We start from the raw sequence: 15120 nt of genomic DNA, 5'->3' as shown, positions 1-15120 counted from the left end.
TCACGGGAGGGCGGCCGAGAGTTCCCGGTGGGCGTCCACGAGGGATGGTCCGTACCACGTGAGGTAGCGGCCCGAGACGAGCACGTACGGCACACCGGGGAACGCGTCGGGGCCGTCGTCGTCGGTGAACGTCCACGGCTCGTCGGGCAGCACGAGCAGGTCGGCGTCGCCGTCGGCGAACCGTTGCCGCAGCTCGTTGAGTTTCGGCCGCGGATAGCGGTCGCCCGCGTCGACGTAGACGTGGTCGACGCCGAGCCGGCGCAGGACGTCCCCTCCGAAGGTGTCCCGGCCGAGCACGACCCACGGCTTGCGCCACACCGGCACGACCGCCCGCGCCCGCGCAGGCGGCGGCTCGGGTGCCCACAGCCGCTCAGCCTCGGCAAGCCACGCAGGGGCCGGATCCGACGTTCCGGCCGCCATCGCCATCGGCCCCGTCAGCAGTGCCCGCAGCGACGCGAGCGCGGCGGGCACCGTCGCGGGCGCGTCCATGACCCACACCGGGATGCCGGCGTCGCGCAGGGCCTGCACGTCCTCGGGCCGGTTCTCCTCGGCGTTGGCGAGTACGAGGTCGGGGCGCAGCTCCGCCGCGGCGCCCGCCGTCGGATACTTCGATCCGCCGATCCGCGGAACGTCCAGTCCCGGCGGGTGCGTGCAGTAGTCCGTCGCCCCGACGATCAGGCCCGGCGTCGTGTGCTCGACGGCCTCGGTCAGCGCCGGCACGAGCGAGACGATCCGTCGCGGGGGCTGCGGCAGCGGCACCTCGGCGCCGAGGTCGTCGGTGAACGTCGTCATGGCGCCATGCTCCCCCACGGTGCCCGCCGACCCCCGACCCGATCGGGTAACGGCTCTCCTCGGTACCGTGCCGCCAAAGATGAAAATGACATCCATTTGGGGGTTTTCATGAAGGTCGCGTTCGTGGGCAAGGGCGGCAGCGGCAAGACGACGCTCAGCGGCCTGTTCACCTCGTACCTGGCCGGTTCGGGCGCGCCGGTGCTGGCCATCGACGCCGACATCAACCAGCACCTCGCCGTCGCACTCGGCGCGACACCGGACGAGGCGGACGCGTTGCCGACACTCGGCGACAACACCACGCTGATCAAGGACTATCTGCGCGGCGACAACCCGCGCATCCCCAGCGCCGACGCCATGATCAAGACGACCCCGCCGGGCCGTGGTTCGCGTCTGATGAGCCCGCGCGAGGACAACCCGATCACCGACGCCTGTGTGCGCGAGGTCGGCGGCGCCCGCGTCGCCGTGACCGGCCGGTTCACCGACGACGACCTCGGCGTCGCCTGCTACCACTCGAAGACCGGAGCCGCCGAACTACTGCTCAACCACCTCGTCGACGAGGCGGGCGAATACGTCGTCGTCGACATGACCGCGGGCGCCGACGCGTTCGCGTCCGGTCTGTTCACGCGCTTCGACGTCACGTTCCTCGTGTGTGAGCCGACGATGCGCAGCGTCGGCGTGTACCGCCAGTACACCGAGTACGCGCGCGATTTCGACGTGCGCCTCGCCGTCGTGGGCAACAAGGTCGCCGACGACGAGGACGTGGCCTTCCTGCGCGAGGAGGTCGGCGACGACCTGCTCGGGTGGCTGTCGACGTCCCGGCACGTGCGCGCCGCCGAGCGCGGCAGGCACCGTCCGATCGGCGAACTCGAGCCCGCCAACCTGGCCGTGCTCGACACCATGCGTTCCACTGTGGACGCCGTCGAACGCGACTGGGCGGCCTACCAGGCGCAGGCCGTCGACCTGCACCTGCGCAACGCCCGTTCGTGGGCGGGTTCGGACCTGGCCGACCAGGTCGACCCGGACTTCGTGCCCGCTCCCCCGGCTCGCGTGTAGACCTGCCTACTCATCGTCGTCGCGGTCGTGGTCGTCGCCCTCACGCCACTCGGCGTCGGCCTCGTCCGCGGCCTCGGTGCGCGCCCTGGCGATCTCGAGGGCCTGCCGGGCCGTCGCCTCGTCCGGATACGGCCCGAGCAGATCGATCGACCGTGACACCTCGCCGTGCTCGATCTCGCCGGTGCGGGTGTTGTACCACCAGCCCGACGGCGGATTCGCGTCCTTCTTACGCCAGCCCATACCTCGAGCCTGGCACACCCCGCGTCACCTGCGAAAGCGGTAGGGAATCTCGGTCGGCTCCGCCCCCGTCGGGCCGAACACGGCCTCCCCGTCGTCGCCTCCCCCGGCGCCTCCCGCCGAGCCACCCGACGCCGAGCCCTCCGACGCCGAGGTGGCGTCGTCCGGCATCTCGTCGAACCAGTCCCGTTCGGCGGCGTTCGAGGGAGCCGTGGTCGTCGGCGGCGCGGTCGACGGCGTGGTCGACGGTGGCGTGGCCGTCGGCGGGGCCACGACCGGGAACGAGCCGCTCGCCGTGGCGGGCCCCGCCGCCTGCGGCGTCGACGGCCGCTGCGCGGGTTGCGGCGGCTGCGCGGACTGCGGGGACTGCGATGGCTGCGGTGGCTGTGGGGACTGCGGGGCGTGCGGCGGCGGCGTGGCCTGGGCGGGCACACCGGACGGCGGTGTCGGCGCCGCGGGCCCGCTGGCCTGCCCCTGGGCGGTGAAGCCGGACGGCGGCGTCTCCCACACCGGTTGCGGGCCGATGTTCATCGGCGCGGCCCGGCCCTGGTCCGGCACGGGCGGATCGGCCTGCGGACGGCTCCGCTCGACCACCGGGTCCAAACAGGACACGAGCACGGTCACCGAGTCGGGGTCGTCGACCTTCCGGCCGCTGCGCTCGCGGTAGACCATCTCGCCCTCGGAGTCGATCTCGACGAGATAACCGGCTTCGGCGAGCTGTTCCTCGTCGAGGTCGACGAGCCGTTCGGGCCGGGAGGGCACGACGCGGTAGGCGGGCCAGTCCAGTCGCGCGTGGCCGCCGTGGAACTGGGCGAGGAGGTTCACCATCTGTTGCTGCCACGGCAACGGCATGCCTTCGACGAGCGCACGCGGCAGCACGACGTAGCCGTCCGTGACGCCGGGATTCTCGCGCCGTAGATAGTCGGACAGCGGCGTGCTCGACGCCGGCGGAGAGTTCCGCGGGGCCGGCGGACGTGCCTGCATCGCGAACGGATCGATCTGCGCCGCGCCACGGCCCGCGTTCTTGCCGCGCTTACCCCACTTCTTGCCCACGAGACACCCTCCTGCGTTCACACACCAGGCCGGACGGCCTGCGGGACGAGCCCACCCTCGTCCCACGACACGTCGCGTACGTGCACCGGGACGCCGCTCTGTTGCGCCTCGACCATCTTGCCGTTCCCGAGGTACATCGCCACGTGGTGAATGGTGCTCGGGTCGGCCGTATCGTACGCCCAGAACAGCAGGTCACCGGGCTGTGCCTGCTCCACGGGCAGCATGGAGCCCGCCTTGTACTGGTCGCGCGACACCCGGGGGATCGTGATACCGGCCGCCTCGTAGGCACGCAACATGAGCCCGGAGCAGTCGTACGAGTCGGGACCGGTCGCGCCCCACACGTACGGTTTGCCGCGTTCGCCCATCGCGAAGTCGATGGCCCGCTGCGCCGCCGAGTTCGACGCCAGCACGACGCCGCCGCGCGCCTCGCCGCAGCCGCTCACGTTCTGGACCTCACCGACGTTCTGCACGAGGTGGACGGCCATCGGTTCCCACTCGTGGTACCGGTCCGGGAACGCCGATCGTTCGACGGCCTGCGCCGCCTCACCGGGCCGCATGTGCTGCCAGCCGGGCACGTCCTCGAGGACGTCGTAGAACTTGTTGACCTGGTACGGCGGGTCGGTGACCTGCTCGGGCGTGCCCCAGCCCATCGAGGGCCGCATCTGGAAGATGCCCAGCGAGTCACGGTCGCCGTAGTCGAGGTTCTTCAGCCGCGACTCGGTCATGCCCGCCTGGATGGCGATCTGCCAGGCGCGGGGCGACATGCCACGTTCCTTGCCGATCTTGATGATCAGCGACACGATCTGCCGCTGTTCGGAGTCGAGGGAACCGGCGTCGGCCGCGCCGTTGTGACCCTGCCCCGGACGTGTCGGCCCGATGGCGGCGTCGCACGACAGCTGTGTCACGTCGCCGCTCATGGCCTGCTGGCGAGAACCGTCGATGACGGTGATCAGCCCGACCGCCAGCACCACCGTGAGGGCTGCGGCCATGACGCATCCGAAGAACAGTCCGCCGCGCACGGTCAGCCCACCCGGCTGTAGTCGGAGACGCGCCAGCCCTGGTCGGTCTTGATCACGGTGACGGACAGGTCGGGACCGTCGGTGGAGACGAGCGCCTCGACGGAACGGGGGTACGCATCACCCGCCTCGGCCTTGCCCTCGACCTTCGTCGCCGGGATGTTGGCCGGGTCGACGCTGCGCATCACGGGCAGGAACTCGGCCGTGGTGTAGGGCCGCATGCCGTCGATCCACGAGTCGACGGTCGTGTCGTCGTGGTCGACCCACGCCGCGGCCCACTGTTCGGCGACGCGCAGCGCCTTCGGGTCCGCAGGCGCCTGACTGGGTGTCTCCCGCGGTTCGGTCAGCCGGGTGACGGGCGGCAGGTCGGAACCATCGGAACTGTCGGAACCATCGGATGCGCCCTGGTCACCGGCCTGCGCGCTGGCGGACTCCGACGTGGGCGGTTCGGCGCCGGCGGCCTGTCCGTCGGAGACGAGCCGCGGCACGACGATGCCCGTCGCGACGATCAACGCCGTGAACAGGATGAGCGTGCCCGCCAGGTGCGACGGGGACCGCATCGGCCAGCTCCACAGGCGCCGGTAGATCGCCGCGCGGCCGCGGTTGGTGCGAATCGGCATGTCCGCTCGCCCCTACCGCACCGCGCGGTCGGTGTCGCGGACGTCTTCCGGGCGCACCTCGAGCCCGCGCGACGGCCGGTACAGCACGTACACGGGCTTGCCCGCGACGAGTTCGCTGTCGGCGCGCCGGGGCTCCGGTGCGGTGGGAGCAGGTGCAGGTGCGGGTGCAGGTGCGGGTGTGGCCTGCACACCGCCCGGTCCGCCGCCGCGGCCACCGTCGAACGCTCCCGGCCCGTCCATCCTGGACGGCACCACAAACGGGTCGGCGTCGTCGGGGCGGTCGATGCCGCGGTCGGTCACCGGCGCCGTGTCGACGCGCCTGCTCGGCACGACCATCGGCTGCTGGCCGCCCGGCGCCCGGCTCGGCGGGGACGTGCCGAACACCGGCGGTGCCGCACCGCCGCCCGCGGGCAGCGCCGGGCTCGCACCGCCGACCTGCTGCTGTGAGCCGGTCCAGTGCGAGGCCGGATGCGCCCCGGTCTGGGGCCCGTCGATCCGCTCGGCGCTGGCCGCCACCGTCGTCGCCTCGGGGCGGAACCGGCCTCCGGAGCGCGCGGCCGCGGACCCACGCGTGGCGGAGCCGCCCTCGGCCTCGTCGTCACTCTTGACGGTCTGCCAGAACTCGTCCTGCGGCGACGGTTCGGACGACTTCTTGCGGAAACGCGAGAACAGTCCGCCGCCCTGGCTCGGCACGGCGGAACCGACGAGGCTGACCGACGTCTCGACCATCTGCCACAGCCGTCGCGCGGGCCGCCCGACGACGAACATGATGATCGTGACCAGGCCCGCGATGGCCAGCTGCACGACCATGTCCATACCGGGCGCGGCGAAGATCGCCTGCAACAGCAGCGCGTGGATGCCCGCCAGCACCGACAGCACGAGCAGGTTGAACGCCACGCCCCCGATGACGCGTCCGACCCGGCGCAACACGTCGTGCTGCAGGATCGCGAGCAGCCCGATCAGTGGTGCGGTGAGCGTGAACAGCCGCACGAGGATCTGCGCCAGCAGCACGGCCAGTTTGGCGACGAGCTGGAACAGCGAGTAGGCGAGGCTCTGCAGCATCGCGAGGAAGCCGGTGCCCGCGCGGGAGCCGTCCTCGCCGCTGAAGTAGCCGCTCGAGGCCTGCAGTTCCCCGGCGATGCGGTTGAACTCGGCCTTCTTCTCGTTGATGACGCTCTCGTCGCCGTCGTCGCCCGCGCGCATCTGGTCCCACGTGAACGCCTGCGCGTCGAGCAGGTCGGGGCCGTACTCCCTGGCCTCCTCGTCCTGCTGGTCGTTGCCGAACGTGCCGCGGAGCCAGTTGTCGTAGACGACCTCCTCGTGCAGTTCGGTCGGCAGGATGTGCCGGACGACGCGGTCCTGTTCCTCGTCGACGAACCCGGCCTGGATGTTGGTGGTCGTCTGGACGATCGCGTGGTCGATCTCGTCGTGGTACTGCAGCAGCGCCAGCGACGACGCCGCCAACCACAGGCCGCCGATGGCGAAGAGCGCGCGTTTGCTCACCGTCGCGAGGTCGCCGCGCCAGATGTTGCGGAACAGGAAGATCGCCAGCAGCAGCGCCGCGAGCCCGAACAGCTGGGCGTACACGTTGTTGTAGACCGCTTCGGCGCCCTGCGAGACGGCCTCGGTGAGCGGCTGCAGCACGCCGCCGTCGAGGACCTCGTAGTGCAGCGCGTTGGTCGCGCCCACGACGTTCTTGGCGACGTTGAACAGCTGGTTGCCGAGCCACGTGTCGACGGTGGTGCTCGGATCGGTCATCCCGAGCCCGCCGCTGTCGCAGTCGTGGACGTGCCACACCATGCCCGCGTAGCTGTAGTCGGCGTAGACACTGCCCGCTTCGCCGTTGCCCGCGGGGTTGTCGATCGCGCCGACCATGCCCGAGCCGGGTCGTTCCGGGTTCGGCGCCTCGCAACCGGAGCCACCGGGCTGCGCCTGCGCGGGCGAGGCGAGCACGGCCTGACACGCCAGGATCGCGATCGTGGCCAGCATCGCCGGTCCGCGCCGCGCCGCCGGCGGACGGCCCGGTTCGCGGCGGCGGTGGCGGCCGCGCAGCCACACCCACCCGCACACCAGTGCTGCGAGCACCGTCATCGTGATCATGCGGCGTCCCTGCCGGTGCCGTTCTTGCCCCGGCCACCGGCGCGGGCGGGCTCCTGCCTGCCCTCGGTGCCGGCATCGGCGCCGTCGCGGTCGGAGTCACCGTCGACGTCGTCGGTGCCGCCGAACCCGCTGTCATCGAAACCGCTGTCGTCGAAGGCGGTGTCATCGAAGGCGGTGTCGGACAGCAGCTGGTCCTCGGTCAGCCCGACCTCCAGTTCCGCGGCCAGTTCGAGGTCCTCTTCCTCGGGTGCGTCCTCGGGTGGCGTGGGCACGGCCGGTGCCGCCGGCCGTTCGGCCGGGTGGTCCGGGTCCGCGACCCCGGCCTGGTCGGCGGTCTGCACGTCGCCCGCGGACGACTGAGCGGGCCGGTCGGGTGCCGACCCCGGAGTGGTGTCGAGGGCCTCGCGCAGCTGCTGCAAATGCGGACCGGTGAAGTCCACGCGGATGCGCTCGACGCCGCCTGCGCCGTCCCCGAAGATGAACTGCCGCGGGTCGCGGTCGCGTTCGGCCTCGCGCTGCCCGCCGGGACGGCGGCCGAGCGCGGACACGACCTGTTCGTACCCCGCGCCCACCGGCACCTTGAGCAGCCGCAGCGCGTCGGCCTGCGCCTCGTCCTCGTCGAGCCTGCCGACGAACACCGAGTCCAGCAGTGCGACGAAGCCCTGGATGCGGAGGAAGTCCGCGGGGATCTGCGAGGACAGCAGCACCCGGACGTTCCACTTCCGCGAGTCACGTGCGAACCGGTTCATCAGCACCCGGCCCGTCGGCACCTCCGACAGGAAGAACGCCTCGTCGATCCACACGCCCTTGCGCGCCGACTTGGGCTTGTCGTACACCGAACGCGCCGTCAGCCAGGCGGCGAGGTTCATCATCTCCACGCCGAGTGCCTCGGCGTCGGTCCAGTGCTCCCTGCCGACACCCTCCTTCGGCAGGGTCAGCCCCGCCATGGTGAGTACGGTGAGCCGGTCGTCGCGCTGGTCGGTGTACGGGTCGGCGTCGGCCTCGGGGATGAGCAGCGACATGCGTTCGCGCAGCTCGTCGAGGAAGTCGGCGACGACGACGGCGTGGTCGTGGTGCTCGCTCGAGTCACGGCGCAGCGCGTCGATGACCTGGCCGGGGTCGGCGTCGTGCCGTCCGCCGACCATACGCACGGCGCGCAGCAGCACGATGCGGGTCTGCGGCATGCGCGCGACGTCGTAGGGCAGCACGCCGGTGAGCACGTCCAGCACGAGACGCCGCCGAGTGGCACCTGCGAGCGCGCGTTCCCTGCGCCAGGCGCGTTCCGGGTCCTCCTCGTCCAGAAAGTGCTCGAGCTGCGGCTCGGCGACGACACGGTACGGGTTGAGGATGCCGGGCTGGGCGTTGAGCAGGTTGATCGGCCGCGCGTACGGGCGCAGTTCGGGCAGTTCGCACAGCCGCGACAGCGGGCCGGACGGGTCGAGAATGGTCCAGTGCGCACCGGCGCGGAGCGTCTTGTAGACGATGCCTCCGCCGAGGAACGACTTGCCGCCACCGAGCCCGGCGACGATCGACGTCAGCCCGGAGCCGTCGCGGATCTCCTGCGCCATCCACGGGTCCCACGCGACGGGACGCCGGGTGGCGGTGCAGGTCTCGCCGAGCAGGATGCCGCGGCGGTCGCCGACCTCGGCGGTCGCCGTGGGCACGGACGACGCGGCCCAGACCACGGAGCCGCGGCGCAGGTAGGCCCCCGACGACAGCGGCTCGCCGGGGATGAACTCCCTGGCCAGCGAGTACTGCGCCTCGGGGTGTTCGATGGCGATCTTCGGCTTGTACAGGTCGAGCAGCTGCTGGGCGAGTTTGAGCGCCTCCCGTTCGGAGCTGCCCGACACCGACATGCGCCACCACGAACGCACCCGCGTGGCCAGCGCGGTGAAGCCCGACGTCATCTCGTCGTCGACCTCGAGCACCCGCGAGGCCTGCCGGGCCAGCGACTGCGGCGGTTCGAGTTCGTGCTCGTCGGTGTAGTGCTTGACCTGCGAGCGCACCTTGTTCATCTGGCGCTGCAGTTCGCCCGCGACCTCCTCGGGCCTGCGCACGTAGATGCGCGCGGACCACTCCACGGGGGCGGGAAGGCGGTCGGCGTGCTGCACCCACGGATCGTCGACCTCGGGGATCTGCAGGCCGTGCATCTGCCCGACGGTCAGTACGGCGACGTGGCGTTTGACGCCGGCGTTCGACCCGGTGCGGCCGCGGACCGTCACGGTCGGCGCGTACGGGTCGGCGTGGAAGTCGGCGGCGTCGGTGAAGCTGGCCAGGTCCTCGGGCTCCCACGTCGACGTGGGCACGGCGGGCATCGTGCGGGGTGCGGGCAGGCCCAGCGAGCACGACCGGTGCATCAACCAGGACATCTCGTCGGCGCTGACCGGCCTGCCCTCGAGGCCGGACGAGCCGATGACCCCGTCGAGGTGTTCGACCTCGGAGTCGAGGGCGGACAGCTCCGCGTCGACGGCCTCCGGGATGATCTTGCGCAGGAGCGGCGCGGCCCGTTCGACGGCGCGGTCCATGACCCGCCGGGTCTGGACCTGCACGCCGAGGTAGACCTCCTTCTCCGCCATCGACCGGCCCATCAGCTGCTGCTGCTCGCCGACCAGGTAGTCGTCGAAGGACTGCGCACCGGGCACGTCGGCGGGCCGGTCGTGGGCGTTGTGCACGTGCGCCTCGGCCCACATGCGGATCGGGTACGGCCGCGTCGTGACGCGCAGGTGCATCCACCGGCCCTGCAGCTCGGCGTACTGGCCCGCGATCGCGGCGATCAGGTCCTGCCGCTGCGAATCGGACCGGAACGACCACCGCTGGGGCGCGAGCCGGTACCAGGCGTACACCTCGTTGCCCGTGCGCAGCAGGTGTCCGTCGATCGAGCGGGCCGCGATCGACGGCGTGTAGGTCGGGATCGCCTGTTCACCGGGCAGTCTGCGGCCCCGGCCGTCGGTCTTCGTCGACGGTGCCGGCTTCGCGGCTTTCCTGCTGGTGCCGCTTCGGTCGCGACCGAACAAGGCCTACCTCCCGACCGGCGCCGGCATACCGCCGCCGCGCCGGTGCGCTCGTGCTGTGCTGTCTCCCGACCGGTGTCCGGACGCGGGCCCGCCGGGCCGGACCGGATACGCGGACCCGCCGGGGCGGACCCCGTGGGCGCCGCGTTTGTGTTTCGGCAGGGGGCGCTCCGCCCGGACCTTGATCTTGCTCGCGCTGGCGGCGCCGCCGTCCGCGCGGGTCTTCTCCCTCGGGCTCTGCAGCTCCCGCAGCCACATCGCGAACACCGCCGACAGCGGGCGTTCGTGCGTGATCTTCGCGGTGATCATCCGGGTGAGCGCGATGGCGAGAACGAACGCCCACGCGGTGCTGAAGAACCCGAAACCGATGCCGATCTGCCGTTCGATGCCCATGATGACCAGGAACATCGGAATACCGACGCCCCAGGCGACGTACCGGGCCCGCCACGGGAACGTCGCCTTCGGCGGGCCGAGCCAGACGGCGTCGACACGGTAGATCTCGTCGTCGGTACGAATGCGCACGTCCGCGAGCCCCGGTCAGCCTGTGAACAGGCCGGCGAGCCACTCGCCGACGTCGACACCGAGCCCACTGACGGCGAGACCGATGAGCGCGAGGGCGATCACGACGCCCCCGAGCCTGCGCATCACACCGGCGTTGTCGCCCTTGCCGCCGCCCAGCCAGAGCAGCAGCAGCGCGACGGCGAGCAGCACGAGCGGGACAACATTGTCGAGGAGCCACGTACGGACTCCTCCGGTGCCGAGCTCGCCTTGCTGCGCCAGAGCCGCAAGCGTCATCGTGGTCATCGCCTACTCCCGAGTGCCTGGAGTGTGTGGTGCCGGTACGGATGGTCCGTACCGCGCGGGTGGTCCAGCACTTCCCGTGTTCGAACAACATCATGGCGTGACGAGGTGTGGCGGTCAAAGACCCGTACACCCGCAGCGCGACCCCGAAAGGAGGGTCCTGCTCCGGGAGGCGTCACGAGCGTGCACGCCCACCACGTCCGTCCTCCATCATCGCTGCCCCGACGTCCAGGGTTAACGGTGACCACCCGGTTTTCCTAGTGTGCGGATGGCCTCACTCACACGCGCCAAGATCGACCTCACGCTGAGTTCCGCCGTGCCCGGTAACGCCACGGGAGGCGCCGGCGCGACAAGTGAATCATGACCCGTTCGGCCGTATCACAGCGCTCCACCGTGTAAAGGCCCTGTGTAGACCTGCGAACCAGACGATCCAGTCGATCCGGTGACAACCGGACCGGCGCGGGCGTTCGTCCCACCGGCCGGCTCGACTGTCAGTGGTCTGGTCACCCGTTCGGGTCGGTTTCGACCAGATGGTGGAGTGGTCGCAGCCGGCGAGCGGAGCCTGCCGCGCCAGGGAGGGCGCCGCGTGCGGGGCGGGCCGCGTCCTACAGGGCGTCGCGGAGCGGCGGGCCGGCGTCACGCGACGTCGCGGGGCTCCCGGGTGGCGACGAGGGCCGCGTGGGGACGGTGACCGGGATCGTCGCGGGTCTCGGTCTCCTCGACACGGAAGCCCGCGTCGGCGAGGAGCCGGGCCACCTCCTCGACCGGCCAGAAATAGGCCCGCGCGACGGCGTGGTCGAACGGCTCGACCCCCGCACCGCCGGCCTGGCGGAACATGCCGAGCAGCAGACCACCACCGTCCTGCAGGCAGCGCGCGAACTCGGCAAGAACGCCCGGCACCGCGTCGGGCTCGGTGTGGATGATCGAGTACCACGACAGGATCCCGCCCACCGATCCGTCCGCCACCCCGAGCGCGTCGAGCCGCGCCACGCGGAACGGGTTGCCGGGGAACCGCGCGCGGGCGATGTCGACGAACTCCGGCACGAGGTCCACACCTTCGACGCGGCTGTGTTCGGTGCCGTCGTGTCCGCGGGTGCCGATGTCGGTGTCGGTGTCGGTGTCGTCGGTGATGCTGCGGCGGAGGAAGTCGGTCCACTGCCCGGGTCCGCACCCGGCGTCGATGATCCGGCCGTCGACACCCGCGGCCCAGCGTGCGACGAGGGCACGGTCGGGCCCGGCCATCAGCTCCGGCGCGCACGCGAAATCGGCGTACTCGCCAGCCCGCCTCCCGTAAGCGTCACGCACGTCGACCACCGGCACACGCCACCTCCACCATGGGGAACACCGAGGGGAGGACGAGTTGCCATGTAAGCCGGATTCTCCTGGAAACCCTCACTCACCCTGCGGTTTTGCGTCTCCGGACTCTACTGGGGCCGTGGTCGGGCCGTCGGAGTGATCGCCGGAAGGTTCGGTCCATGCTCCGTCGATGACCGCTCGCGTCCGTTCGGCGCTGGACGGCATCAGGTGGGTGTAGGTCTTCAACGTGAAGCCCGGGTCGGTGTGGCCGAGGTACTCCGACAACGCCCGGATCGACTCCCCCGCATCCAGCAACACCGACCGGGAACGACCGTTGATCGCGGCCGAGGACGCCAAGACCGCCGATCAACTGGACGAGATTCTCGACGGCCTGTCGCTCACCAGTACCCGCTACGAGATCGAGCCCGAGCGGGACGAGATTCCGAGTGGTGACGTCGTCGTGGTGTGTGGTCCCAAGTCGGCGCCGATCGGCGCGAACCTCCTCGCCGCAGACCCCGCACTCGGCATCGTCGAAGACGCCGGCCGATGGTGGGTCGAACACGAGAAGTCCGGCGAGCGTTACAGCTCACCGTCCGACGACAAGGCCCCGACCAGCGCAGACGTGGCCTATGTGGCACGACGCAAGCGCGACGGTCGTGTCGTCGTCCACATCGCGGGTATCCACGGGATCGGCTCCCTCGGGGCCGTCCACTACCTGACGACCAACCTCGCCGACACCTTCCGCAAGGCCGGTGACGAGTCGTTTTCCCTGGTCGTCCGCGCCAGCTACGACGGCTTGACCATCACCGGCAGTGAACTCGCAGCCGGCCCCTACGTTTGGTGATCCATGCGCGTCGAAACCGCCCAGCTCCCGCCGATCGATGACAGCGACGACAAGATCTTCACCACCGACAACGCGGTCATCATGCTCGACGGCGCATCGGCGTTCGTCCCGGTGCAGATCCCGGCCAATACCTACGCCGACCGTCTCGGCCGCGAACTGCGCGACCTCCTCACTGAGAACGCCGAGGCCGACCTCACCGGCATCCTCGCCGACGCCATTCGCACCACCGCGACGGCGTTCGAGCTGCGCCCGGGCGAATCGCCGTCGAGCACGGTCACGATCCTGCGCAGGCGCGGCGACCAATTCGACGTTCTCGTCCTCGGCGACAACCTCGTCGTACTCCCGGACGAGACGTTGACCGACGAGCGCATGGACGAACTCGATCTCGCCCCACGGCGCCGGTACCGCGAACGACTGGCCGACGGTGGAGGATACGACGACGAGCACAAGGCCCTACTCACCGAGTTGCAGACGCAACAGGCGACATACCGCAACGTCGAGGGCGGCTACTGGATCGCCGAGGCCGACCCCACCGCCGCAGCGCAAGCGCTGGTCTGGACCCGGCCGATGGACGCAGTGCCGTGGGCCGTCCTCGCGACTGACGGCGCCTACAACACAATGCAGCACATCGGCGCCGCCGACTGGTCCCCACTCACCACCGCGGGAGCCGACGACCTCGCCGACATCCTCGACCGCTGCCAAATCTGGGAAGCCGAGACCGACCCCACCGGCAAACAGCTCCCCCGCGCAAAGCGCCACGACGACAAGAGCATCGCCGCCGTGTCCTTCGAAGACTAGTTGCGCTTGTCCTGCTCTGTGGAGGCGTTGTACTTCTCCACGATGTCGATCATCCGCTCGAACGCAGCAGCAGCCTCGCGCGGCATCTGCTCGTGCGCGTCCTCGATCATGGCCTGGACCGCGTTGCTCCGGTCCGGCGCTTCGACGCCACGCGCGTCGAGGTGCTCGCCGAGCTCGAAGAAGGTCGCGAAGTCGGCCGGGTCAGGCTCGCCATCCTTGATGACGCGTGCGAGCTCCATCACTCAGCCCTCCGGAAGCCTGGCAGCAACGACATCGCTGACTTCTGAAGCGACCTGACACGCCTTCTCCGTGCCCGCCGCCGTGGTGATCGAGACGTCGACGCGGGAGGTTTCAGTCACCCCGATAGCAACAATGCAGGCGTCCGCACCTGGGATGCGGGCAAACGTACGGCCGTCGGCCTCGGTCTTCTGGATCCCGTAGCCCTGATCGACGGCATCCTTGACTCCCTGCTCGTCGCGAATGCCGACGCCCAAAACAAACGAACCCCTGGGCTCGGACTGGAAAGGCTTCTTGAACCGGCATCCTCGGCTGCTGCCGATGTTCTCCCGAATCGGCCCTTCGATCTGCTCGCCGTACTTGCTCACGTCACTCTTACTGAGCAGCGAGCACGGCTCAGTTCCCGCGAGCGATCCCTCCGGGTTGCTCGCTACTGAGGAGCTGGGAGCCGACATGCTGGGTTGCGCCGACGCCGGCGGCTCGGTTGTCGCCTCTCCGCCCTCACTGGACGAACACGCCGAGACACCGACTAGGACGCCGAGGCTAACTGCCAAGACCGCGCGGTTGATCTTCACTGCTACTTGCTCTCCCAGATCACTTACTGCTGACGCAGCTTGGCCATCTCTTCGGCCTCGGCGTACTGATTCGAGGCACGATACAACGCCTCCGTCAGCTTCATGAGAGTCTGTTTAAGATGCTTGAGCTGCGGCACTACGCCCTGCGGACCGTCAGCCGACTGACGTACATGCTTGGCGACCTGCTGGGCATACGGGCCACTGCCAAGCTTCGGTTCCTGAGCCAAGCGATCGAACACGTACGCTTGCTCGCCGAGCTGACCGATCATGTCTTCACAGACCTTGACCAACTGCTTGACGCCCTCGGGGTCGGACTTGAACCCGCCCGACTTGGCGACGGGGCTGCTGAAGGGGTCTGTGACATCTGAGTTCGCTTGCCGAGAGGTGGGCGTGGAAGGATGCCACTGTGCCGAAGCCGTATCCCCGTGAGTTCCGTGAGGACGTGGTCCGGGTCGCGCGTAACCGTGAGCCTGGGGTGACGATCGAGCAGGTCGCCAGCGACTTCGGGGTTCACCCGATGACGTTGCAGAAGTGGCTGCGCGCGGCCGATGTCGAGGACGGCGCCAAGCCGGATCTGTCCTCCAGCGCGGCGGCTGAGCTGCGGGAGCTCAAGCGTCGTAATCGGCTGTTGGAGCAGGAGAACGAGGTGTTGCGCCGGGCGGCGGCGTATCTGTCGCAGGGCAATCT

At 70.2% G+C, this 15120-nt stretch carries 17 protein-coding genes and 1 pseudogene; 4 read left to right on the top strand and 14 right to left on the bottom strand.

The genetic code is table 11. The features are described 5' to 3' along the window. Complete coding sequence (locus LY13_RS24220; RefSeq protein ID WP_253830878.1) at positions 1 to 792, bottom strand: helical backbone metal receptor; 792 nt, start codon at positions 790 to 792, stop codon at positions 1 to 3. Positions 793 to 900: 108 nt separating this feature from the next. Between LY13_RS24220 and LY13_RS24215 the strand changes: the two genes are divergently transcribed. Beyond that, complete coding sequence (locus tag LY13_RS24215; protein ID WP_253830877.1) at positions 901 to 1845, top strand: ATP-binding protein; 945 nt, start codon at positions 901 to 903, stop codon at positions 1843 to 1845. 6 nt (positions 1846 to 1851) lie between these two features. Here LY13_RS24215 and LY13_RS24210 read toward each other — a convergent pair whose 3' ends face one another. The 10 genes and pseudogenes from LY13_RS24210 to LY13_RS26285 form a co-directional block, all read right to left on the bottom strand. Continuing rightward, positions 1852 to 2085 (bottom strand): hypothetical protein, encoded by a 234-nt coding sequence (locus LY13_RS24210; RefSeq protein ID WP_253830876.1) that lies wholly within the window; start codon positions 2083 to 2085, stop codon positions 1852 to 1854. A gap of 24 nt (positions 2086 to 2109) precedes the next feature. Further along, on the bottom strand, positions 2110 to 3135 hold the full coding sequence (locus LY13_RS24205) for a hypothetical protein (protein WP_253830875.1): 1026 nt from the start codon (positions 3133 to 3135) through the stop codon (positions 2110 to 2112). Between the two features lie 17 nt (positions 3136 to 3152). Next, positions 3153 to 4154 (bottom strand): C40 family peptidase, encoded by a 1002-nt coding sequence (locus LY13_RS24200; protein WP_253830874.1) that lies wholly within the window; start codon positions 4152 to 4154, stop codon positions 3153 to 3155. Between the two features lie 2 nt (positions 4155 to 4156). Beyond that, complete coding sequence (locus tag LY13_RS24195) at positions 4157 to 4771, bottom strand: hypothetical protein (protein WP_253830873.1); 615 nt, start codon at positions 4769 to 4771, stop codon at positions 4157 to 4159. 12 nt (positions 4772 to 4783) lie between these two features. After that, the gene (locus LY13_RS24190) at positions 4784 to 6871 is read right to left on the bottom strand and encodes a magnesium transporter (RefSeq protein ID WP_253830872.1); all 2088 of its coding nucleotides are present in this window, start codon (positions 6869 to 6871) and stop codon (positions 4784 to 4786) included. Then, entirely contained in the window at positions 6868 to 9885 is a 3018-nt protein-coding gene (locus LY13_RS24185; RefSeq protein ID WP_253830871.1) for an ATP-binding protein, read from the bottom strand. Before LY13_RS24185 ends, LY13_RS24190 begins: the two co-directional genes overlap by 4 nt. A gap of 3 nt (positions 9886 to 9888) precedes the next feature. Then, entirely contained in the window at positions 9889 to 10404 is a 516-nt protein-coding gene (locus tag LY13_RS24180) for a hypothetical protein (protein ID WP_253830870.1), read from the bottom strand. A gap of 15 nt (positions 10405 to 10419) precedes the next feature. Continuing rightward, positions 10420 to 10686 (bottom strand): hypothetical protein, encoded by a 267-nt coding sequence (locus tag LY13_RS24175; protein WP_253830869.1) that lies wholly within the window; start codon positions 10684 to 10686, stop codon positions 10420 to 10422. A gap of 633 nt (positions 10687 to 11319) precedes the next feature. Further along, the gene (locus LY13_RS24170; protein WP_253830868.1) at positions 11320 to 12003 is read right to left on the bottom strand and encodes a class I SAM-dependent methyltransferase; all 684 of its coding nucleotides are present in this window, start codon (positions 12001 to 12003) and stop codon (positions 11320 to 11322) included. A 72-nt stretch (positions 12004 to 12075) separates the two neighbouring features. Next, a pseudogene (locus tag LY13_RS26285) lies at positions 12076 to 12300 on the bottom strand (hypothetical protein); the annotation flags it as partial. Between LY13_RS26285 and LY13_RS24160 the strand changes: the two are divergent. Together LY13_RS24160 and LY13_RS24155 are read left to right on the top strand one after the other, a co-directional pair. After that, a complete protein-coding gene (locus tag LY13_RS24160) occupies positions 12227 to 12823 on the top strand; it encodes a hypothetical protein (protein ID WP_253830889.1) in 597 nt (198 codons plus the stop codon). The pseudogene LY13_RS26285 and the gene LY13_RS24160 overlap by 74 nt on opposite strands. 3 nt (positions 12824 to 12826) lie before the next feature. Next, on the top strand, positions 12827 to 13621 hold the full coding sequence (locus LY13_RS24155; RefSeq protein ID WP_253830867.1) for a hypothetical protein: 795 nt from the start codon (positions 12827 to 12829) through the stop codon (positions 13619 to 13621). On the opposite strand, the gene LY13_RS24150 is transcribed toward LY13_RS24155, so the two are convergent. From LY13_RS24150 to LY13_RS24140, 3 genes are read right to left on the bottom strand one after another with little or no spacing between them, the layout of a single operon-like run. Continuing rightward, entirely contained in the window at positions 13618 to 13863 is a 246-nt protein-coding gene (locus LY13_RS24150) for a hypothetical protein (protein WP_253830866.1), read from the bottom strand. The genes LY13_RS24155 and LY13_RS24150 overlap by 4 nt on opposite strands. Then, positions 13864 to 14433, bottom strand: a complete 570-nt coding sequence (locus LY13_RS24145; protein ID WP_253830865.1) for a DUF3558 family protein — start codon at positions 14431 to 14433, stop codon at positions 13864 to 13866. 23 nt (positions 14434 to 14456) lie between these two features. Beyond that, positions 14457 to 14702, bottom strand: a complete 246-nt coding sequence (locus tag LY13_RS24140) for a hypothetical protein (RefSeq protein ID WP_253830864.1) — start codon at positions 14700 to 14702, stop codon at positions 14457 to 14459. A 137-nt stretch (positions 14703 to 14839) separates the two neighbouring features. Between LY13_RS24140 and LY13_RS24135 the strand changes: the two genes are divergently transcribed. Continuing rightward, positions 14840 to 15120 (top strand): transposase (locus LY13_RS24135; RefSeq protein ID WP_253830863.1); only part of this gene is annotated, 281 nt, incomplete at its 3' end.

This window comes from Prauserella aidingensis (genome assembly GCF_024171865.1).
Classification (GTDB): Bacteria; Actinomycetota; Actinomycetes; order Mycobacteriales; family Pseudonocardiaceae; genus Prauserella; species Prauserella aidingensis.
This window is presented reverse-complemented; position numbering and strand designations above follow the sequence as displayed.

Coding starts and splice junctions, on each gene's coding strand:
- LY13_RS24215 (WP_253830877.1), top strand. CDS start 901: ATGAAGGTCGCGTTCGTGGGCAAGGGCGGCAGCGGCAAGACGACGCTC.
- LY13_RS24155 (WP_253830867.1), top strand. CDS start 12,827: ATGCGCGTCGAAACCGCCCAGCTCCCGCCGATCGATGACAGCGACGAC.
- LY13_RS24220 (WP_253830878.1), bottom strand. CDS start 792: ATGACGACGTTCACCGACGACCTCGGCGCCGAGGTGCCGCTGCCGCAG.
- LY13_RS24140 (WP_253830864.1), bottom strand. CDS start 14,702: ATGATCGGTCAGCTCGGCGAGCAAGCGTACGTGTTCGATCGCTTGGCT.
- LY13_RS24195 (WP_253830873.1), bottom strand. CDS start 4,771: ATGCCGATTCGCACCAACCGCGGCCGCGCGGCGATCTACCGGCGCCTG.
- LY13_RS24175 (WP_253830869.1), bottom strand. CDS start 10,686: ATGACCACGATGACGCTTGCGGCTCTGGCGCAGCAAGGCGAGCTCGGC.
- LY13_RS24190 (WP_253830872.1), bottom strand. CDS start 6,871: ATGATCACGATGACGGTGCTCGCAGCACTGGTGTGCGGGTGGGTGTGG.
- LY13_RS24210 (WP_253830876.1), bottom strand. CDS start 2,085: ATGGGCTGGCGTAAGAAGGACGCGAATCCGCCGTCGGGCTGGTGGTAC.